This is a genomic window from Microbulbifer maximicatervae (SeqCode) (assembly GCF_052467065.1).
In genome coordinates this window covers 1,669,470-1,690,380 of the sequence record NZ_CP174299.1, presented here as the reverse complement: position 1 = coordinate 1,690,380, position 20,911 = coordinate 1,669,470, and the positions used below count along the sequence as shown (strand labels likewise).

20 protein-coding genes are annotated in these 20,911 nt (G+C 53.3%); 6 read left to right on the top strand and 14 right to left on the bottom strand.

Annotated elements, in window-relative coordinates; translation table 11 throughout:
• Window positions 1-20 precede the first annotated feature (20 nt).
• Genes yaaA through ACJJI1_RS07500 form a run of 3 tightly spaced genes read left to right on the top strand, consistent with a single transcriptional unit; the run spans window position 21 to window position 1,767 of the window.
• Window positions 21-797, top strand: coding sequence for a peroxide stress protein YaaA (gene yaaA, locus ACJJI1_RS07510; RefSeq protein WP_444958982.1), 777 nt, complete (start codon window positions 21-23; stop codon window positions 795-797).
• On the top strand, window positions 794-1,405 hold the full coding sequence (locus tag ACJJI1_RS07505; protein ID WP_444958981.1) for a DUF938 domain-containing protein: 612 nt from the start codon (window positions 794-796) through the stop codon (window positions 1,403-1,405). Before yaaA ends, ACJJI1_RS07505 begins: the two co-directional genes overlap by 4 nt.
• A 2-nt stretch (window positions 1,406-1,407) precedes the next feature.
• Window positions 1,408-1,767, top strand: a complete 360-nt coding sequence (locus tag ACJJI1_RS07500; RefSeq protein ID WP_444958980.1) for a hypothetical protein — start codon at window positions 1,408-1,410, stop codon at window positions 1,765-1,767.
• Between the two features lie 12 nt (window positions 1,768-1,779).
• On the opposite strand, the gene phoR is transcribed toward ACJJI1_RS07500, so the two are convergent.
• From phoR to ACJJI1_RS07480, 4 genes are all read right to left on the bottom strand, one after another.
• Window positions 1,780-3,156, bottom strand: a complete 1,377-nt coding sequence (gene phoR / locus ACJJI1_RS07495) for a phosphate regulon sensor histidine kinase PhoR (RefSeq protein WP_444958979.1) — start codon at window positions 3,154-3,156, stop codon at window positions 1,780-1,782.
• An 84-nt stretch (window positions 3,157-3,240) separates the two neighbouring features.
• Window positions 3,241-3,945: a phosphate regulon transcriptional regulator PhoB gene (phoB, locus tag ACJJI1_RS07490; RefSeq protein ID WP_108735044.1), complete on the bottom strand. Its 705-nt coding sequence runs from the start codon at window positions 3,943-3,945 to the stop codon at window positions 3,241-3,243.
• Between the two features lie 110 nt (window positions 3,946-4,055).
• The gene (gene ubiA / locus ACJJI1_RS07485; RefSeq protein WP_444959368.1) at window positions 4,056-4,874 is read right to left on the bottom strand and encodes a 4-hydroxybenzoate octaprenyltransferase; all 819 of its coding nucleotides are present in this window, start codon (window positions 4,872-4,874) and stop codon (window positions 4,056-4,058) included.
• Window positions 4,875-4,933: 59 nt separating this feature from the next.
• The gene (locus ACJJI1_RS07480; RefSeq protein ID WP_444958978.1) at window positions 4,934-5,611 is read right to left on the bottom strand and encodes a chorismate--pyruvate lyase family protein; all 678 of its coding nucleotides are present in this window, start codon (window positions 5,609-5,611) and stop codon (window positions 4,934-4,936) included.
• A 74-nt stretch (window positions 5,612-5,685) separates the two neighbouring features.
• On the opposite strand from ACJJI1_RS07480, the gene ACJJI1_RS07475 reads away from it, so the two are divergent.
• A complete protein-coding gene (locus ACJJI1_RS07475; RefSeq protein ID WP_444959367.1) occupies window positions 5,686-7,002 on the top strand; it encodes a dicarboxylate/amino acid:cation symporter in 1,317 nt (438 codons plus the stop codon).
• Window positions 7,003-7,012: 10 nt separating this feature from the next.
• Here the strand turns inward: ACJJI1_RS07475 and recG are convergent, their stop codons facing one another.
• A complete protein-coding gene (gene recG / locus ACJJI1_RS07470) occupies window positions 7,013-9,118 on the bottom strand; it encodes an ATP-dependent DNA helicase RecG (RefSeq protein WP_444958977.1) in 2,106 nt (701 codons plus the stop codon).
• On the bottom strand, window positions 9,097-10,020 hold the full coding sequence (locus ACJJI1_RS07465; RefSeq protein WP_282930624.1) for a hydrogen peroxide-inducible genes activator: 924 nt from the start codon (window positions 10,018-10,020) through the stop codon (window positions 9,097-9,099). The genes recG and ACJJI1_RS07465 overlap by 22 nt, the downstream gene beginning before the upstream one ends.
• Window positions 10,021-10,209: 189 nt before the next feature.
• Here ACJJI1_RS07465 and ACJJI1_RS07460 point away from each other — a divergent pair, with 189 nt between their 5' ends.
• On the top strand, window positions 10,210-10,470 hold the full coding sequence (locus tag ACJJI1_RS07460) for a GlsB/YeaQ/YmgE family stress response membrane protein (RefSeq protein ID WP_108735039.1): 261 nt from the start codon (window positions 10,210-10,212) through the stop codon (window positions 10,468-10,470).
• A 143-nt stretch (window positions 10,471-10,613) separates the two neighbouring features.
• Window positions 10,614-11,498, top strand: coding sequence for a sugar nucleotide-binding protein (locus ACJJI1_RS07455; protein WP_444958976.1), 885 nt, complete (start codon window positions 10,614-10,616; stop codon window positions 11,496-11,498).
• A gap of 47 nt (window positions 11,499-11,545) precedes the next feature.
• Here ACJJI1_RS07455 and ACJJI1_RS07450 read toward each other — a convergent pair whose 3' ends face one another.
• The 8 genes from ACJJI1_RS07450 to ACJJI1_RS07415 all read right to left on the bottom strand — a co-directional run bounded on the left by ACJJI1_RS07450 (window position 11,546) and on the right by ACJJI1_RS07415 (window position 20,850).
• Window positions 11,546-11,929: a Rid family detoxifying hydrolase gene (locus tag ACJJI1_RS07450; RefSeq protein ID WP_282930626.1), complete on the bottom strand. Its 384-nt coding sequence runs from the start codon at window positions 11,927-11,929 to the stop codon at window positions 11,546-11,548.
• A gap of 155 nt (window positions 11,930-12,084) precedes the next feature.
• Window positions 12,085-14,202, bottom strand: a complete 2,118-nt coding sequence (spoT, locus tag ACJJI1_RS07445) for a bifunctional GTP diphosphokinase/guanosine-3',5'-bis pyrophosphate 3'-pyrophosphohydrolase (RefSeq protein ID WP_282930627.1) — start codon at window positions 14,200-14,202, stop codon at window positions 12,085-12,087.
• 51 nt (window positions 14,203-14,253) lie between these two features.
• Window positions 14,254-14,517, bottom strand: coding sequence for a DNA-directed RNA polymerase subunit omega (gene rpoZ, locus ACJJI1_RS07440; protein ID WP_413663830.1), 264 nt, complete (start codon window positions 14,515-14,517; stop codon window positions 14,254-14,256).
• Window positions 14,518-14,615: 98 nt separating this feature from the next.
• Window positions 14,616-15,236 carry a guanylate kinase gene (gmk, locus tag ACJJI1_RS07435; protein WP_413663829.1) on the bottom strand — a complete coding sequence of 207 codons (621 nt, stop codon included), beginning with the start codon at window positions 15,234-15,236 and terminating at the stop codon, window positions 14,616-14,618.
• A 223-nt stretch (window positions 15,237-15,459) separates the two neighbouring features.
• Complete coding sequence (locus ACJJI1_RS07430; protein WP_444918600.1) at window positions 15,460-16,704, bottom strand: sterol desaturase family protein; 1,245 nt, start codon at window positions 16,702-16,704, stop codon at window positions 15,460-15,462.
• A gap of 334 nt (window positions 16,705-17,038) precedes the next feature.
• The gene (locus ACJJI1_RS07425; protein ID WP_413663827.1) at window positions 17,039-18,787 is read right to left on the bottom strand and encodes a S8 family peptidase; all 1,749 of its coding nucleotides are present in this window, start codon (window positions 18,785-18,787) and stop codon (window positions 17,039-17,041) included.
• 529 nt (window positions 18,788-19,316) lie between these two features.
• Window positions 19,317-19,874 (bottom strand): rhomboid family intramembrane serine protease, encoded by a 558-nt coding sequence (locus tag ACJJI1_RS07420; RefSeq protein ID WP_444958975.1) that lies wholly within the window; start codon window positions 19,872-19,874, stop codon window positions 19,317-19,319.
• An 88-nt stretch (window positions 19,875-19,962) separates the two neighbouring features.
• A complete protein-coding gene (locus tag ACJJI1_RS07415) occupies window positions 19,963-20,850 on the bottom strand; it encodes a YicC/YloC family endoribonuclease (protein ID WP_444906848.1) in 888 nt (295 codons plus the stop codon).
• Window positions 20,851-20,911: the final 61 nt, after the last annotated feature.

The following is a 20,911-nucleotide window of genomic DNA, read 5'->3' as shown; positions in this document are numbered from 1 at the left end:
GCGAAGTGAGAAGGCACCCGATGTTAATAGTTATTTCACCGGCGAAAACCCTGGACTATGAAAGTGATATTCCCTCACTGGAAACCACCCAGCCGGACTTTTTGAAAGAATCAGCAGTCCTGATTAAAGAGTTGCGCGAACTGAGCCCGCAGCAGGTTTCCAGCTTGATGAAGATTTCAGATAAGTTGGGAGTCTTAAATTACGATCGCTTCCACACTTGGAAGCGCCCGTTTACCGATAACAACGCCCGCCCCGCCCTGCTCGCCTTTAAAGGTGATGTTTATACCGGATTGGAGGCGGAGACTATGGGTAAGCGGGACTTTGCCTATGCGCAAAAGCACTTACGTATGCTCTCTGGCCTTTATGGTTTGCTGCGCCCGTTGGACTTGATGCAACCCTATCGCCTCGAGATGGGCACTAAATTTGAAAATGCCAAGGGTAAGAATCTCTATGAATTTTGGGGAGATAAGATTACCGAAGCATTGAATACGCAGTTGCAGGGCGTGAAGAGTCGCGAGTTGGTAAACCTGGCTTCCAATGAATATTTCAAGTCAGTCAAAACCAAGCAGCTCGATGCTCAGGTGATCACCCCGCATTTTAAGGACCTGAAAAATGGTCAGTATAAGATGATTAGCTTCTTCGCTAAGAAAGCTAGAGGCATGATGAGTCGCTGGGCGATTGATCAGAGGGTAAAGAAGGCGGAAGAACTGAAAGGTTTTGATGTGGCTGGTTATGGTTATAACCCAGGTTTGTCCACTGAGTGGGATTGGGTATTTACCCGGGATGAACCGCAGTGAGTAGTACTGAATTGCCGAATGCGCCCTCCTGCGGGCGCAATCGCGAACCAATTCTCCAACAACTGACTCGCCTGTTGGCTTCAAGTCGTAAAGTGCTTGAGGTTGGCAGTGGTACTGGTCAGCACGCAGTATATTTTGCTCCGCAATTACCGCACCTTGAGTGGCAAACTTCAGAGCGATCGCAACAGCTGGAGGCAGTAAAGTCCTGGCTGGCGGAGGTACCCAGTAGCAACCTGCCGCAACCGCTGGCGCTCGATGTTGGTGATTCTTGGCCCGAGATTTCGGCTGATGCTATTTTCACTGCAAACACCTTGCATATTATGTCGGCTGAGCTGGTGCAAAAGTTCTTTCTGCACAGTGCCGATGTTCTGGAGCCGGAAGGTTTATTGATCGTTTATGGTCCGGTGAAAATTGCAGGAGAGTTTATTGGCACTACTAATGCAGATTTTGACATCCAGTTGAAGGAGCGTGATCCCAAGCGGGGAATTCGCGATCTAGAATGGCTCGATCAGCTGGCGGAGAGTGCGGGGTTCAGTCGCGCAGAACTAAATTACCTGCCAGCCAATAACCAATTAATGGTCTGGCGCAAAAGTGATAATAAGGAGTAACCATGCCCGAGTGGTTGGAAATAGTGGTAATTGTGGCTTTTGCCATTGGAGCGGTATTCTTTTTTGCCAAATACCGAGAGACAGCGGCGGCACTGCATGAGAGTGAGCGCATGAAAGCCCGTTTGTCGAATGACTTGAATCGCTATCGCGATGTGCCCAAGCTGCGCGCTCTGAGAGATGCCCTCATTGGTGTTAAGGCCCTGCCTACCGATGATGAGGGCAATGAGCACCTACTGCTGCGCGATGGGGATTTGCAGTTGCACCATTTGGTTTTGCGCCGGGAAGCAAACGCTCTGGGTAAAGAGGGCACGGCCAGCTATGTCAAAGACGGTAAAGAATTAGAACTGAAGGAACTGGAGTAATCGAAAGCCGCTTTAATTAGCGGCTTCAGAACTCAACCTGGATGCTGGCTTTTGAGCCAGCTTTGCTGGCGGAAAGTGAAGTGTGAAGAGACTGCCCTGCCCGGGCGTACTTTCTACACTCATTTCTCCATTGTGTCGCAGCAACACATGCTTAACGATTGCCAGTCCGAGACCTGTGCCGCCACTATCCCGTGAGCGGCCTGGATCAACTCGATAGAAGCGCTCAGTCAGGCGGGGAATATGGATCGAATCGATACCGATACCGTTGTCCTCTACGGAAAAGTGCCCGCCTTTGTCATCCTGCCACCAGCGCAATTGAATCTCGCCTTCTTTGGGAGTGTATTTCACGGCATTTAAAACTAAGTTGGCAAAAGCACTGTGTAATTCGCCGGGGTCTCCATTGAGGTAGCAATCCCCTTCGCAATCAACTTCGATATGATGCCGATCGCCACTGAAGCTGCGCGCTTCCTGGGCCACCCTCTCAATCAGTTCTGGTAAGGCTACAGCCATATCCCCGCTTTTGCGCTCTGAGGTCTCCAAGCGAGCCAATAGCAGCAGGTCATTGACCAGCGTACTCATGCGGCCAGTCTGCTCCTCCATTTGAGCCAGGGGTTTCCTCCAAGGAGGTGGTGCCATATCACTGCTTTGCAGTGTTTCCAGGTAGCCGGCAATTACCGTGAGGGGGGTGCGCAGCTCATGGGAAACATTGGCGACAAAATCCCGGCGCATCTGCTCGAGATTGTGTAAACGGGTAATGTCGCGAACAATGACCAAAGCCTCATCTTTACCGTAGCGGGTGACTTCCAGCTGTAACATGCGCGCCTCATTGCCAGGTGCGGGCAGAGTGAGGGGTTCTCCGCTGTTATCACCGTGCATATAGCTGACAAAGCCAGGGTCGCGGACAAAGTTGACTAATGACTGGCCGGAATCACTGGCCTGCAACCCAAGGAGTTCACCCGCTGCAGGGTTCCACCAAGCCAGGTTATCGCCGTCTTCCAGGGCTACAATGCCTTCGCGCAGGGCGCTGGTACTGTCTTGCACTCGGCGCAACATCACGTGCAATTTCTGCTTCTCGCGGCGGTGGCGCCGCTGCATACGGTAAAAGTCGTCGTATATTTCGCCCCAAATGCCAAAGGCGGTTGGGGCTGGGCCGCGTCTGCCATTTGCCAGCCAGCGGTTGAAACGTTGCTGTTGCCACAGCACTGAGATCAGGTAGCTGGCCAATCCCGCAATCAGGGCGAGAGACCAGCTGCCGGAGGTGACACCGAGAATGGTGCACCCCAGGGCGATAATTACGAAACGCGAGAACTCGCCAATACTGCGATCCAACATAGAGTTGCCGTGTTGCCTGATAGATGGCGGCAGTGGCACAGCCTCTTCCGCCCGCATTCAATACCTCATGGAACCAGGCCCGCACCCGTTAAGTACGGAGGTTTGATTCTGCAGGGATCGGTACCGATCCAGAGAGGATTGTCACACTTTTTCTGCGGTTTGCACAGAAAACCGATACCCGGTGCCGCGAACTGTCTGGATATAGCGGTCGTGGCCATCAATGGCCAGGGCTTTGCGCAGACGGCGGATATGGACATCCACGGTGCGCTCCTCTACATAGACATTCCCACCCCATACATGATCGAGGAGTTGGGTGCGTGTATAGGCGCGCTCCTGGTGGGAGAGGAAGAAGGTGAGCAGGCGAAACTCTGTTGGCCCCATATCCACCGGCTGCCCTTTGATAGTGACTCGGTGACTCAGTGGGTCCAATATCAGTGCGCCGGCACTGAGCGGTTCTTCCGGGGTTGCCGGGCCAGCGCGGCGCAGTACGGCTTTTAAGCGTGCAACCAGCTCCCGGGGGGAGAAAGGCTTGGTGATGTAATCGTCGGCCCCGGTCTCTAACCCTTTGATTTTATTGTCTTCTTCACCTTTTGCCGTGAGCATGATGATCGGCAATGAGGTGGTAAGTTCATCGCGCTTGAGGCGCCTTGCCAGCTCTACCCCGGAAACATCCGGCAGCATCCAGTCGAGCAACACTAAGTCTGGCTTCTCGTCGATAATCAGGGCGTGAGCTTCCTGGGCGTTTTCCGCCTCAAGGCAGCGGTAATCCGCCATTTCCAGTGCGACCCGCAGCATATCGCGCACTGCGGATTCGTCATCGACAATCAGGATCGTTTTACTGTGCATTTGCCTGCCATACCCGCTCTGTTGTCAGGGTTTCCCCAGTTATGGCCGAGGATTAAACGGGATTTATATGACAAATATATGACGCTCCACTTCTGGGGCCCACTCATCTTTCAATTCAGCAGAAAATGCAGCGATATGCCGGCGAAAATGGCAAAACCTACCCAATTATTGTTGATAAAAGCCTGAAAACAGCCCTCTCGCCCTCGATCCCGAATTAGCCACTGCTGATAAACGAATAAACTGCAAACCGGCAATAGCGCCAAGTAGTAAAAAATACCGAGTGAGAACCTTGATCCAATAAGCAGCAGGGCTATTAGAACTAAAAGTTGTAAGGTTCCGGTGATGACCTTGTCCATCTCCCCAAACAAAATGGCGGTGGACTTAACGCCGATCTGAAGATCGTCATCGCGGTCCACCATCGCATAGAAAGTGTCATAGCACAGGGTCCAAACCAGATTGGCGGTATAGAGCAACCAGGCCTCTGCTGGTACTTCTCCTGTAAACGCTGCGAAAGACATGGGGATTCCCATACTAAAGGCGGCGCCCAGGACCATCTGAGGTAGGTGTGTGTGGCGCTTCGCAAAGGGATAGCCGAATGCCAGAGCCAGAGCTAAAAACGAGAGGAGAATCGTGAGTGTGTTGGTGGTGAGTACCAGTAGGAAGGCGGCAGCGCTGAGCCCGGCGAAAAGCGCCAATGCAGACTTTGGCGTCAGTGCGCCGGTGGCCAGGGGGCGCTCTGCGGTGCGTTTTACATGGGCGTCAATTTTGCGATCGGCGAAGTCATTGACTGCACAGCCAGCCGCTCGCATCAGGATCACCCCAAGTGTAAATACGATAAACAAGTGAAAGCCCGGCCATCCCTCAGCGGCTAGCCATAGTGCGCACCAAGTGGGCCAGAGTAACAGCAGTGAACCTATGGGCTTGTCCATCCTCGCCAATTGCCAGTAGGGCAGCGCGGTGGGCCAGTGTTGTGCGATCTGTTGGCTGATCACAGTGAATCCTCAGTTGAGATAGTTTTGGCAGTTTCTTGCGCTATGGGGTCACCTGTCGGTGTGAAGTTGGGAAGAAAAGCCTCTGACACCAGTAAAGGCTTGTCCCGCAGCCAGAATACCGAGCGGCGACCCCAGACTTCAGAATCCTTTTCCCCAAGTTCACGATCGGCGCAGCCAGGGGATTTCTGCAGCAAATTTAGGGCGATCTCCCCCCTGCGAATGCCCGGCTCACTAAACAGCAACTCCCCCAGCGGGCGAGTATCCAGGCTGCGCAGATTGCGAGATTTTCCTTGCAGGCTGCGCTCGGGTAAAACGCTGCGGGCATACACCCAGGGCTGTCCGCAACCGTAGAGCAAAACTTCCCGAATCAGGGCCCGGTTACTATTGTGCAATCCCAGTACAAGGCATTCTTCAGGGCGAGGTGTCTGCCAACCCTGATACAGCACGGAAACATAAAAGTCCCCGTCACTTTGCTGCTTGAGAGCGGCGGTGAGTGATCCGGAATAGGTCAGCCAGGGCACCAGATTTTTGGGTGGTTGCTGCTGGGTTTCAAGGGGCAAACTCTGCCAATCGCCAGAGGGCACAAATGGTGATTGGTGCAACGATAACTCCGCAGTCTGGATAAAGGCCCCATTGTATCCCGGCCGGTGGCAACAGGTCTCTCCCTGTTGCATTTTTGCTCCCCAGCACGGCAATGGATATAGTGCTCACTGCAATGAAAACAACGATTCATAAAGAGAAGCTTGTTATGGGGCTTACTACCAAAATCTTAGTGGGAATGCTTGCGGGCATTGCCGTGGGGTGTTTATTTAATTATTTGAATATGAGCCAGCTGTTCGGTGCTGGTGTGAACAGTGCTATTAATCTCTATCTGACTGAAGGCCTGTTCGATGTTATCGGCCGTATCTTTATCGCGTCGCTGAAGTTGATGGTGGTGCCTTTGGTGCTAGTTTCTCTGATCAGCGGAGCCTGTGCCCTGTCGGAAGGCAGCCGAATTGGGCCGCTGGCGGGTAAAACTGTCCTTCTCTATATGGTGACAACGGCCATCGCCATTACTCTGGCATTGTGTCTGGCATTGATCTTTCAGCCCGGAGTTGGTGTTAATGAGACTGCAGCTGAAGCTGCTTCAACATTTGTGCCGAAGGAGTCCCCACCGCTTTCCGAGGTGCTGGTCAATATATTCCCGACCAATCCTGTAGCCGCTATGGCTGAGGGAAATATGCTGCAGATTATCGTATTTGCCCTGTTGATGGGCTATGCGATTTCCCGCTGTGGCGAATCGGGTCAACGTATTGCCGCTTTCTTTAATGACCTCAATACCGTTGTTTTGCGCATGGTTGGTGTATTGATGGTATTTGCCCCCTATGGCGTTTTTGCGCTGTTGGCGAAAACCTTTGCCGACCTTGGGTTTGGAGGTTTGGTACAACTCGGAAAGTATTTCCTGGTCGTGCTCTGTGCCCTGCTTCTGCATGCATTGGGGACTTACTCGGTGATTCTGAAGCTGCTGAGTGGGCTCAACCCCTTAGAGCTACTGAAGAAAATGTGGTCGACCATGGTTTTCGCCTTCAGTACCGCTTCCTCTGCTGCCACTATCCCGGTGACTTTGTCGACGGTAGAGAAGCGCCTGGGTGTGGATAATAAAATTGCTGCATTCACAGTTCCCTTAGGCGCGACTATCAATATGGATGGCACCGCGATTATGCAGGGTGTGGCTACGGTCTTTATTGCCCAGTTCTTTGGAATTGAGATCGGCCTGACTGGCTTTCTGACAGTGATCCTGACTGCGACCCTGGCGTCTATCGGTACTGCTGGGGTGCCCGGCGTCGGCCTGATTATGTTGGGTATGGTATTGCAGCAGGTGGGTCTGCCGCTCGAGGGGATTGCCATTGTGATCGGCGTAGACCGCCTGCTGGATATGGTACGCACGGCGGTCAATATTACCGGTGATGCGGTAGTAAGTAGTGTGGTGGCGAAGAGTGAAGGTGCCTTGGACGAAGAGACTTACTACGATGCCAATTACAAGAGTGTCAGCATTAACGACAACAGCACAGTAGGCGCCCACTAGGGCGCTTTCCTCAAGCCTCGGCAAATCGGGGCTTATTCTGTAACCAGCGTTTAATCAACTGTTGTCGCATGCCCTCTGTCAATTGAGGGGAAATAGCAATTTTTTGCACTTGCGGCAGCAGCTCAGCATCCCTCTGCAAGTCTGCGATACGGTGCTGGATCTCCCCTGTCTGGCGGGTGCCGAGGATTTCCCCGGGACCTCGCAGACGCAGGTCTTCCTCTGCAATAGCAAAACCATCGCTGTGTTGACGCAGCGCTTGCAGGCGGGCGCGGCCATTCTGCGATAGCGGTGTGCCGTACAGCAGCACGCAGTGGCTGGCAATAGAGCCGCGCCCGACTCTGCCGCGCAACTGGTGCAATTGGGCCAGGCCCAGACGTTCGGGGTTTTCGATAATCATCAGGCTGGCATTGGGCACGTCGACGCCCACTTCAATGACCGTGGTGGCCACCAGCAAATCCACTTCCCCGGCCTTGAAGGCGCTCATCACCTGCTCTTTTTGCTCTGGCTTCAGGCGGCCGTGTACCAAGGCTACGCGAACGCCTTCGAGCATTTCGGCGAGCTCTTCGGCGGTCGATTCTGCCGCCTGGGCCTGCAGGCTTTCCGACTCCTCGATAAGGGTGCAAACCCAGTAGGCCTGGCGGCCCTCGGCGATGGCGCTTTGCACCCGCTCCATAACCTGATCCCGTCGATCATTGGCAATCGCGACGGTATTGATAGGTTGGCGCCCCGGCGGCAGCTCATCAATGATTGAGCAATCCAGGTCAGCGAAGGCGGACATCGCCAAGGTGCGGGGAATTGGTGTAGCGGTCATAATCAGCTGGTGGGGTTGCAGCCTGACGGTAGCTCCACTTGCCGCCCCTTTCTCACGCAGCTCCAGACGTTGCTGTACGCCAAAGCGGTGTTGCTCGTCGATAATCACTAACACCAGGTTGTGGAAAGCCACCTCTTCCTGAAAAAGTGCGTGGGTGCCCACCACTAACTGGGCATCGCCACTGGCTATCTTGCCCAGCTGCTTACGCCGCTCGGCAGCCTTTAAGCTGCCCGTTAGCTGAGCAACTTCAATACCTAAAGGTTCCAGCCAATTACAAAAGTTGATTCGGTGCTGCTCTGCCAGGATTTCTGTCGGTGCCATGACTGCTACTTGAGCGCCGGCCCCGATGCCCTTGAGGGCAGCCATAGCGGCGACCAGGGTCTTTCCCGCGCCCACATCTCCCTGCAATAGGCGCATCATCGGGGTTTGCTGAGCCAGATCCTCAGCGATTTCCTCGCAAACTCTCTGCTGTGCGCCGGTGAGGGAAAATGGCAGGCGCGATAAAAAGTCTCGCTCCAGGGATCGGTTAACGGACAGAGGTGGTGCCGCTACCCTAGCGCTATTGCGCCTCAACTCCAGCAGACTCAGATGGTGTGCCAGTAACTCTTCCAGGGCCAGACGCTGCTGGGCGGGGTGAGTACCTGCTGCCAGTTGATCTAGCTGGGTGCCGGCCGGAGGGGCGTGCAAATAAAGCAAGGCGTCTCTGAGGGGGTAGCGCAGAGATTTGGGTAACAGCTCTGCCGGCAAGAACTCGGTAACAGCGCCGTTTTTCAGTAGAACCAGTGCCTGTTCCACCAATCCTCGCATACGGGCCTGGCTCACACCTTCTGTTAGCGGGTAAACCGGCGTAAGGGTATCTGCGGTCTCCGCGTTTTCGATACCGACGATTTCCGTTTCCGGGTGGTAGAGCTCCAGGCCGTTGGCACCGCGACGGGCCTCCCCAAAGCAGCGTATTCGGGTTCCTCGGGCAAAGCGGCTTTTCTGTGCGGCGGAAAAATGAAAAAAGCGCAGGGTTAAGGTGCCGCTGCCATCCTGTAATCTGACCACCAGGCTGCGACGGCGGCCGAATACTACATCGACGGCACTGACCTCCCCTTCGATTACCACATCCATACCAGCGGTGAGGCCGGCAATAGGCACCACCCGGGTGCGGTCCTGGTAGCGTAGGGGCAAGTGGAAAGCCAAATCCTGTAGGGAGTTGATATGGAGTTTGGCCAACACCTGGGCAAATTTATCCCCCACGCCTTTGAGGGTGGTAACGGGCAGCTCGGCCAGGTTGTTATCTATCCCACGGTCAGGTGACACTGGCTGATGGCCTCTCGCAGTATGTCGATTGCGCGGTGTCGGGGGAAGCTTGCCCGCCAGGCCAGTGCTACGGTGCGGCGTGGGCCCGGTGCGGTAAAGGGGCGGGTCTCCAGCAGGCCACTGGCGTACTGTGATGCGGTGGCGGCTGAGAGTGGCAATACGGTAATTCCAAGCCCTGAGGCCACCATATGGCGGAGTGTTTCCAGTGAGCTGCCATCTGCGGCTGTGCGTATGCTGCCGCCGCCCGCTTCTTTTTCCATGGTTAGTTGCAGGTGCGGACAAGCTTCCAGTACCTGATCACGGAAGCAGTGACCCTCACCCAGCAGAAGCACATTGTCTTCAGTGAGTTGATCCGGGGAGATAACCTCCTGCTTTGTAAGTGGGTGCCCCGCGGGCATCAATACAACAAATGGCTCGTCGTACAGGGGTTGGGTGACAACGTCGGGCTCGGTAAAGGGGAGCGCGATAATGATGGCATCCAGTTCGCCCTTGCGTAGCCTCTGTCTCAGCGTGGCGGTATATCCCTCCTCAACATAGAGTGGCATTTCTGGTGCCAAATGCTGTAGTTGGGGAATAAAGTGTGGGAACAGGTAGGGCCCAATAGTAAAGATGGCGCCAACTGACAGGGGGCTCGCCAGCTGGTCCTTGCCGGCGCTGGCGATGTCTTTGATGGCTGCTGATTGTTCCAGAACCAGCTGGGCCTGGGCGACAATTCTCTCGCCCAATGGTGTGGCCTGCACTCGAGTTTTTGAGCGCTCAAACAGGGCGACACCGAGCTCTTTCTCCAGTTTCTTTACTGCGATAGAGAGTGTCGGTTGGCTGACGTAACAGCGCTCGGCGGCACGGCCAAAATGCTGTTCCTGGGCGAGAGTTACGATATAGCGCAGTTCATTGAGAGTCATGGTCGAGGCAATTAGATGGCCATTAGTAATAGTAATTATTCATAAATAATCGCCGCTGGCCAATACCCTGTCTCAATCTGTAAGCTGAGAGCGAATATTGGGAAAATTTACTAGTTTTGGGAATTCAGGTGGGATTGAGGCGCAAAATTTTGCTATATCTGTAAGGGGCACACCGAACGGAGATACGTCATGGGAGTTCTGTCCTGGGTCATTCTCGGGTTGATCGCCGGTGCTTTGGCAAAGTGGATTATGCCCGGGAGAGATCCTGGTGGTTGGATAGTCACTATGGTCATCGGCATTGTCGGTGCCTTCATTGGAGGCTGGCTCGGTGCCCTGATTGGGTTCGGTGGCCCAGTGACGGGTTTCGGAATAGGCGACATAATAACGGCTACGATTGGTGCGATAATTTTTCTTGCGATCTATCGCATGTTCAAAAGGCGTGGCAACTAGTCCGCCTTTGGGGGAGAGCCTCGGCGGCAAACTATAAGCATTCCGAATTTGATATTTGCCCAAATGACCCCAGCACCTTAGGACTGAATAGCACTGAATCAAGGGAATAAGGTGAGCAGCAAAGATTGTTCACCGGGAACTATATGACACAACAAGAAAAGCTTTGGATCCTTGGGTGTGGTGACCTCGGGGCGAGACTGGCACTGCATATAGACCGAAAGCAATACGCGGTTTATGGAATGCGGCGCAATCCCCTGGTAGCTCTGGCGAGTAAGCGCCGGGCAGATGTGGTGAATTGGCGCCGGGGGGATGCCACTAAGAAAGAGGATATTGAACGCTTGTTGTCTACGGGGGCGGATGTCATTCTCGCGACATTTACCCCCACTGAGCACACGCCAACCGGCTATCACCGCGCCTATGTGGAAACGGCAAAGGCAGTCGCTGAAGTTGTTCCGCACCTTCCATCCCCACCGCGCTTGGTTATTTGGGTTTCATCTACTCGTGTTTATGGCCAAAGCGGTGATGACTTTATCGATGAGCAAACCTTACCCCTGCCCAGTGGTTTTCAGGGAGATAGTTTGCTGGCAGCCGAAGAGATCATTCGCAACGCAATTCCCAACAGTTGCATTGTGCGCTTTGCGGGAATTTATGGGCCTGGTCGAGATCGCTTGTTGTCGCAGGTTCGCGCTGGTCGCTGCGCTCCTCCCCAGCCACCGCAATACAGCAATCGCATCCATGTCGATGATTGTATTGGTTTTTTATTGCACCTTATTGAAAGGCACAAACAGGGGTGGATCCCAGAGCCCCTTTACATAGGCGCTGATAGCCAGCCTGTGCCGATGTACGAGCTGCAACAGTGGTTGGTAAAAGCGATGGGATATACCAGTGCCCACCTGCGTGAGATTGTGCAAACGAGCGAGCGCCGCTCGAAAAAGCTCAGCAATCAGTTGATGCTGTCCAGTGGTTACGAATTGAAGTATCCAGATTACAAGGTGGGCTACAGCGCTCTGTTGGAATCGGAGGGCTGAGCTGCCCTCCTCAATTATTGCCACAGCATCGGCGAGAACTTCTTGCCTCAGGTCACCATAATTGCTTCGGCTTCAAAAAGGGCTCCCCGCGGCAACTCCTTGACGACGACGGTTGCCCTGGCGGGATAAGGCTCTTCGAAAAACTCTGCCATTATCTCATTTACAGCGGCAAAGTTGCTGCTGTCGGTAATGTAGAGATTGAGTTTCACAATATGCTGAAGCGATCCGTCAGAGGCCTCACAGACTGCGCTGAGGTTGCGAAAGACCTGGTGGACTTCATCGCTAAAACCTCCGCTAATCATCTGTTGTGTCTCTGGGTCTAGAGCGATTTGTCCCGACAGGTAAACAGTATTATCCACTTTTACTGCCTGGGAATAGGTACCAGCTGCGGCGGGTGCCCGGTCGGTTTTAATAACGGCTCGATTGGGCATGGGGTACTCCATTACTTATCAATATTGTTGAAAAGGAAGACCTATACGGAACTTCCGAATAATCCCTTACTTATTTGCGGGGCTTTCAGAAGTCGGTTAAATATATCGCGCTTTGAAGCTTAATGGCAGTTCCCAATGGAATTCCCTTGTGTTCCTCAAGGGCGGGCGATGCGTATGACAGAAGGGAGGTTGCGCAGGCGCTTCATAACCCGCGCCAAATGTACACGGCCACTGACTTCCAGGGTCAGGGAGATCACGCTGTTGTGAGCATCCTTTTCATCCACATTGATCTGCTCGATGCTGGCGCCCTCTTCCGTAATACGAGTAGCCAGTCGGGCAATAATCCCTCTCTCTGACTCGACTTCTACCCGCACATCACCGAGGAACTCTCCTGTCACATCTGGTGACCAGTTCACCAGCATGATGTTTTCCGGATGCTCGCGAAAATCACCGGTATTGCGGCAGGTGTCGCGGTGTACTACTACGCCTTTGCCCGAGCTGATATGGCCGATAATGGCATCCCCGGGAATAGGACGGCAACAGCGGGCAAAACTGATCATCATGCCCTCTTGGGCATCGATCGTTAAGGGTGAAGAGATATTGCTGGCTTCAGTCTCTTCACTGGTGACGGGCGCGAGTAATTTAGCGGCAGAGAAGGCCACTTTACTGCCCATACCTATCTCTTCCAGCAGTTTGTCCAAAGTTGCGCATTTCGCTTCTTTGAGGCCCGCTTCTAATTGCTCTGGTGATAGCGCGTCTAGGCTCGTGTCGAACTTACTGAGTGCTTTTTCCAGCAGGCGCCGTCCCAGGGTAATGGAATCGTGGTGACGCTGGTGCTTAAGGAAGTGACGGATAGCACTGCGCGCTTTGGCGGTTACTACAAAATTGAGCCAGTTAGGGTTTGGCTGTGCAGTTTTGCGCGTGAGAATCTCGACTTTTTGCCCGCTCTCCAGAGGTTGGGACAAAGGGGCCAGGCGCTGATTGATACGCACGGCAACACAGGAGTTGCCGATATCCGTGTGTACGGAATAGGCGAAGTCCACGGCAGTGGCTCCTGCGGGGAGGTCGACGATCTGCCCTTTAGGGGTAAAGACGTAAACTTCATCCGGGAACAGGTCAATTTTTACGTTTTCAATAAACTCTAACGAGTCGCCGGCGCGCTGCTGCATCTCTAGCAGTCCCTGGACCCAGCGCCGTGCGCGCACTTGGCTGGTGCCACCGGTATTGATCACCTCATCGCCGGAGGCTTTGTACAGCCAGTGGGCGGCAATGCCACTGTTGGCCATTTCATCCATTTCCTTGGTGCGGACCTGAACTTCAATGGGCACCCCGTGCATACCCAGCAGCACTGTGTGCAGTGACTGGTAGCCATTGGATTTGGGGATAGCGACGTAATCTTTAAACTCGGAGATTACCGGTTTGTACAGGCTGTGCATAACACCTAGAACCCGGTAACAGGTATCCACACTGTCCACAATGATGCGGAAAGCGTAGACATCCATTATCTCCTTGAAGGACTTCTTCTTGGCGCGCATCTTTTGGTAGATGCTAAATAGGTGCTTTTCCCGGCCAATCACCAGAGAGCTGATGCCCTCCCGCTGCAAGCGCAGTTCTATAGCATTCTGAATTTGTTCCAGCAGCTCTTTGCGATTGCCGCGGGCGGCGACCAGGGCGGCGCGCAAGCGGCTGGCACGCAGTGGGTAGATGGCAAAAAAAGCGCGATCCTCGAACTCGATACGAACGTCGTTCATACCCAGTCGGTGGGCGATGGGTGCGTAGATCTCCAGCGTCTCGCGGGCAATACGGGCACGCTTCTGCGGTTTCAGCGCGCCGAGAGTGCGCATGTTGTGCAGGCGGTCGGCCAGTTTGACCAGAATCACGCGGATATCGCGGGCCATGGCCAGGGCCATCTTCTGGAAGTTTTCCGCCTGCTTTTCTGCAGGGCTGTCGGTCTCGAACTGGGTTAGTTTGGAGACCCCATCGACCAGGTCGGCAACCTCTCCACCAAACTGCTCAGCCAGAGCTGCCTTGGGGATACCCGTATCCTCGATCACATCGTGCAACATGGCTGCCGCCAGGCTCTCGTGATCCATATGCATGCCCGCGAGAATAGTGGCAACTGCCAGCGGGTGGGTGACATAGGGCTCGCCGGAACGGCGCTGCTGACCATCGTGAGCCTGCTCCGCGTAAAAATAGGCGCGGCGGACGATTTGGATCTGGTCGGGGGGAAGGTATGAGGAGAGGCGGTGGGCCAAACTATCTATGGTGTGCAATGCCGCGCGCGCCTCTCATAAAACTCAAAAAGTACCCAGTAAGAGACCTGATCAGACTTGCTGATCTGTTAGGTAGTTGGGGGCAACGATAGGAGCAGGTGCCTCTTCGCGTTCCGGCTCGTCGAGGATGGCGGCATCCACCAGGCCCTCTTCGATTTCGCGCAGGGCAATTACCGTGGGCTTATCGTTTTCTTCGGGAACCAATGGATCCCTGCCGCCTGTAGCGATCTGACGGGCGCGTTTGCTGCCGACGATAACGAGCTCGAAGCGGTTGTCCACATGCTCAAGGCAATCTTCAACGGTAATACGTGCCATAAACTTTCGTTTCCATTTGCTGTGCCCGAAGGCAAATTCTGTACAGGGGACCGGCTATTTTACCGGACCGGGAAATGTATGCAATTCGATCAATTGGTTCAGTGGCGCAACAGTGCCTGAAGTAGATCGCCGTGGCGCAGTTGCTGCAGCTCTAAGCGCTGTCGCTGGGCAACGATAATGGCACGCAGCTCTGTTAACGCTTGGTCGAAGTTGTCGTTGATTACCAGGTAATCTGCGGCGACATAATGGGTCATTTCGTCGATGGCCTGGTCCATACGGCGATCAATGACCGCTTGATCGTCCTGACCGCGTCCGGTGAGGCGCTCGCGCAGGGCTTCCTGGGACGGAGGCAAAATAAAAATACCCACTGCATCAGGGCGCAGGCGACGAACCTGTTCGGCCCCCTGCCAATCGATTTCCAGGATAACATCGCGACCACTGGCAAGAGTCTCTTCGATCTCAGCTTTGGCGGTGCCGTAATAATTATCGCCATAAACTTGGGCGTGCTCAAAAAAAGCATCGCGCTCCAACATTGCCAAAAATTCTTCTCGCTCGACAAAGTGATAGTCAACGCCGTGAGTTTCGCCTGGGCGCATGGCACGAGTGGTATGGGAAACCGATACGGTAACCTGGCTGTCGCTGTCTACCAGCGCTTTGACCAAGCTGGTTTTTCCTGCACCGGAGGGAGCGGAGACGGTGTAGAGGGTTCCTGTTTGCACAACTGATCCTGTTCGCGAGCAAAGAGCCCATTATAACCGAAGCTTGCGTCTGGAGATGAAAGAGTGTCATGAAGGGACAAGGCTAGCCCCCGACCGGAGTGGGGGTATCTGTTGGGAGATTCAGGGCGCGTTACCACCTGCGCGCCTGGGCCCGGCCGGGATAGCCTCGCGGGAGTTTCTCAATCACCGCCAACCACCTGTGATTAAGGGGACCTCCCTGTTGTTAATCGCTAACGAAAGTGACTCTATCCTCTTTGCGCCGGGTTGCCAACCACCACCATACCAAAGAGCTTGCGAGCAAGTAGGATATGAAGAGTGGTACATATGTATTGTTTAGTAGCGGAATAGCGCAGATGAGTGCTGCGAGTCTCAAAGTTTCGAGGCGCCCTGAAATAGGATGACCATCCAGTATCCTTCCATTAATTGCCAGGCAAATAATCAAGGCAATAACTGCGCCCATAAGTTGCCAGAAACTAAATACGCTGGTGAACCAGAGGAGAGATAAGGTTGTGGCGGTGTAACAGAGGTGTTGTGCGAATGCGTAGTTGCGCAAACCAGGGCTAATTTCAGGGTTGAAACGTTTAAAGTTTGTCAGATCGGTAGAGGCTACTGGCATGGATTTTTCTACATCTGTGGGCCTGTAGCCGGTGGGGCGGAACCAAAGAGTGAACTTGTCCCACCAGCTTTTCGTGTGCCAGGCATCAATTGCCATGCGCTTTAAGTGTTGTAAATTGGCTGCTACAGGATCAAAGGTATTCAGGGGCTTACGCACACCGTAAAGACAGGGCTCAGTTTCGAGTTCCTGCTGGTAGGTGCCAAATAAGCGATCCCAAAGTATTAATATTCCGCCGTAGTTTTTATCTACGTAGACAGCGTTCTGGGCGTGGTGTACCCGGTGATTCGAGGGGGTAATGACAAACCACTCCAACCAGCGGATCTTGGGTATTTTTTGTGTGTGAACCCAAAACTGGTAAATAAGATCAATTGCGCCGGCGACAATAACAATTTCTGCCGGCAAACCAATCAATAGAAGCGGTAGATAAAATATCCAATCCAGCTGTAACCCCCCCGAAGACTGGCGCAATGCTGTGCTCAGGTTGTAGTCCTCACTCTGGTGGTGCACCAGGTGTTCTGCCCAAAAGATATTTACTTCGTGACAGATACGGTGCTTCCAGTAGTAGCAGAAGTCGTATGCGAGAACTGCCAGGGCCAAGTGCCAGACATTGTCGATAGACCAGTTGAAACCAACCCATTGATAGTAGGGTTGTAGCAACGTAAACAGCGGGATATAGATAACGAGGAATAAGCTTTTATAGGTAAGCCCGATAATACGATTGAGAATCCCCGTGCTGAGATTGCCAATAGTGTCATTCAGCCGGTAGAGCCCCCAGCCTTTCCAGCGATCCAGGGCGAACTCCATAAGCATGGCGGTCAGAAAAAATGGAATGGAGAAAGTAAGCAGGTCCACAGAAACCCCATATTTTTATTATTAGATAGCGTATCTATCGAACTCTGCCACACGGCTACTGGGCCGCATATGCCAGTGAAGCATGGATTCTGAAATCAGTCAGTATTCGCTGAAGGGGTTTTGACGTAATTAACTTTCAGGTTTACAAAAGTGGTGCCTGATTGGCACTAATCAAAAGATTGGCAAGAGCATGCGATACGTCGAATTGGTACCACGGCTAGGTGCGACTTTTGATGTTTAGGCATGGTTTTCTTCGTGAAAGGATTTTCTTTGGAGTTTATAAATAGAAAGACCGGCAAATGCCGGTCTTTTTTTACTCTGAACGGGTCGCTATTTACTCGCTAGCTTCCGCTTCCAAAGTCACACCGCTGTAGGATTCATACCCATAGACACTGATGTACCAGGTGCCGGAATCCGGGTTACTAATGGTGCAGCTCTCCTCGTTACCCCAGAGGTATGGACGACAGTCATATCGACGCAGGGTAGGATAGTTACCGTGGCGCACGTAGAGATCAACTTCGCCGGAGCCACCGGACATCTCTATAGTAAGGGTGGAAGTCCCCGACTCAACATCAATGGTGAAGTCATTCCAGCTGCCCTGGCTGCCAGAAAGGTTAGTTTCTGTCCAACCTGAACCATTGCTGCCACTGTCGTCATCGTCGTCGCCATTACCACTATCGTCGCCGCTCGCCATAGCTACAGCTGCTGCCGCGTCCACAATACCGGAGCCGCAGTTGTTGCAAGAAGAGGGGAAGCTGCGAGCGGTGCTGGTGAGGATCGACTCAACTTCATCCGGAGTAACGTCGGGGTTAACCGAATAAATCAGCGCTGCTGCGCCGGCGACATGGGGGGCTGCCATACTGGTGCCCTGGCTGTAATAGTAGCTATCGCTGCCCGCATCGGTAGAGCCGTTGTTGTAGGTGGAAAGGATACCGTCGGAATCGTTTGCGAAGCTCTGTGCGCCACCGGGTGCAGCGACATCAACCACATTGCCATAGTTGGAGTAATAAGAGCGGCCGCCGGTACGGTCAGTTGCCGCAACGGTAATAACCCCATCACAGCTGGCAGGCGAGTATTGGCTTGCGTTGGCACCACTGTTACCAGCGGCGACAACCACGGTAGCGCCGAGGCTGCGCGCAGTGTCGATAGCGCTTTGCGTGGTAGTGTCACAGCTACCGCCACCGCCGAGGCTCAGGTTCAATACTTGGGCTGGGTTTTGGTTGCTTGGCAATCCGCTGACAGAACCACCGGCACCCCAGATGATGCCGTCGGCAATATCAGAGGTATAGCCACCACAGCGTCCAAGCACACGAACGGGCACTATCTTCGCATCATAGGCAACACCGGCGATACCCATGTTGTTGTTAGTAACCCCGGCAATGGTGCCGGCTACATGGGTGCCGTGCCAGCTGCTGTCGCTCTCGGAGGGGATGCTCGGGTCGTCACCGCAGGCTTTATCTGTATACCAATCCCCTGGGTCAGTGGGATCGTCATCACGTCCATCTCCATCTACGGAGACGAAAGTGTCAGAAATCATATCGTAGCCTGGCAGGATATTGTCTACCAGATCGGCGTGGGGGAGATAACCGGTATCGAGTACGGCAACCACTACGCCATCGCCCTGGGTAACGTCCCAAGCTGAGGGCAGGTTCAAGCCGCCGGTGGACTCGTAGTAATGCCACTGGCTGAGATAGCTCGGGTCATTGGGCTCGGCCATCGCTTTCATAATCAGGTCCGGCTCTGCGTATTCCACATCCGGATCCTGTTTCAGGCGATCGATGATCGCGTTTACTTCAGCTCTACTTTTACGGCCTTCCAGGCGCATTACCTGGGCGCCGGTGGCCATACGGCGGAGGTGGCGCATCTTGTGGCCGGCGCGACGGGAAGCTTTTTCGACCGTCTCTGTGGCCATGGTGGCCGCCTTCCCAACTTTAGCGCTCTCCTTGTACTTTACGATGATGCGGTCGGTTAGCAGTGTTTTTTCCGCGTCCGCTGCGTGAGTAGCGAAAGGGGTAGCACACAGTAACGAAAACGCACTCGCCAGAGTCGTCTTTTGCAAAAGACTTTTCAATGATGATTTCATTATTGTTATATCTCCGAGATATTTTAAATCCGGCTATCAGTATCCCGATAGGCCGGAGACTCCTGAAAAACTCCGCACTAACAAAATAAATTTGCTTAACGGATAGGCCTAGAAACTGTCTTTCTCACAGTCGGTAAGTCAGTTTGACCAAAATTGGTACCAAAGTTTCAAAATGGTACTTCTTTATAACGTTCGTGAAATTATTATCCTCAGCTTAAGCCTTTAAATTTGTGTGGCTTTTGGCGACAAATTTATAAGTTTTGGGAAAAAAATCTGATAGTGAGAATTTATCTACGGGAGAGATGTGGAGGGGTTCACAGGGGGGAAATTGGATAATAAACGAATATTTTCAGATAAAAGAATTATCGTGCGTAGAAAAGGTGAATCGCTATACGCTTCTTAGTGACGTGCACGTAGCATTTACGTAGCTTGGCTTTGGGGCCTGTTTCCTGAGGGTACCCCAGTAATGAAAACCTTTGCTGGCTACTACTGGGGCTTGAGGTTGAAAGGTTGGTGTTAGGACTTGTGTTTATCTGGCCTTGCTATAACTGGGAACTTTGGCCCACAGCTTTGCAGCCAGCAACCCAAAGATAAATCCAAATAGGTGGGACTCCCAGGAGATAAAACCACCCCGTGGCAAGACACCGAAAATAAGCCCTCCATAAAGAACGGCTACCCCAATAGATATTAATAAACGGCTAAATTTCCTGCTGATAAATCCCGCAAGAAGCAAAAAGCCAAAGTAGCCGTAGATTACTGAGCTAGCCCCTAAGTGATTACTACCCCTGCCTCCAAAAAGCCAAACGGCCAGTCCGGTGGTGATCACAACGAACAGGGTCACTTTCAGGTAAGTTTTTACCCCGTACTGCAGCACTAAGAAACTGAAGATGCATAGGGTGAATATATTCGAGAAGAAGTGCCAGCTATTTCCATGCAGTAATGGTGCAGAAAAGATATGCGGGAGGTGGTTGATTGAGAGGGGAACAATACCAAAGTAATTAAGCGATCGGCCGCTCAGAATATTAATAATCTCAATTGCAGCAAGCACTAAAAAAATAGCGCCGACCCACTTCAGGTTTTGTTGCATAAATACTCCTTAAAGGGTGAGCTATCATAAATCCCCCTGTCTGGTGGCAGAGGGGCATCCGCAGTCTCGGTGAGAATGCCCCAGAGGGTTATTCGATGTTTTGTACTTGCTCGCGCATCTGCTCGATCAATACTTTGAGCTCTACCGCAGCCTGGGTTGTGTCGGTAACCACAGACTTTGAGGAGAGGGTGTTGGCTTCGCGATTAAACTCCTGCATCAGGAAATCCAGCCGCCGGCCGATTGATCCACCGCCGGCTAAAACCCGACGTGTTTCAGAAGTGTGCGCACTGAGGCGGTCGAGCTCTTCATCCACATCAGCCTTCTGGGCCAACAGGACGATCTCCTGCTCGAGCCGGTCCTTGTCCAGCTCCACTTGCAACTCTTCCAGGCGGCTGCGCAGCTTGTCTCGCTGTGCCTCAAGGATTTGGGGAAGCAGTTCTCGAACTTTGGCCACCTGCTCTTCGATTCCCTTGAGTCGGGCCTCAATAAACTTGGCTAGCTCAGCGCCTTCGCGTTCACGGTTTGCGCGCAGCTGTCCCAGTGCCTCGCGAAAAGCCACCAATATCGTTGCCGACTGTTGATCGGTATCCGCTTCCGGTTCACTGATAACACCGGGCCACTGGAGAATTTGCAAGGGATTGAGTGGTTGAATATCCTCGCCATCCGCTACCTGTTTTGCCGCATGAATCAGCGCCTGGGCGAGGGGTTGGTTGATTTCCAGCCCAGTGTCTTCGGCGCTATTGGTCTTCAGGCTCAAGGTTAATTCAACTTTGCCGCGGGACAGCGTCTTACGCAGCGTATCGCGCAGTTGTGTTTCCAGGGAGCGAGCCGCTTCGGGTAAACGGAAATGTGGTTCCAGGTAGCGATGGTTGACCGAGCGCAGTTCCCAGATAGCAGTGCCGCTTGCGTAATTGGCCTCGGCGCGTCCAAAGGCTGTCATGCTGCGCACTTTGTTCTGTTCCCGTTGACTGGCCATAGCTGATCCCCTACAGGCGTATTAATCGGCCCGGCATAATAACACAGCGTTTGGATCGCCA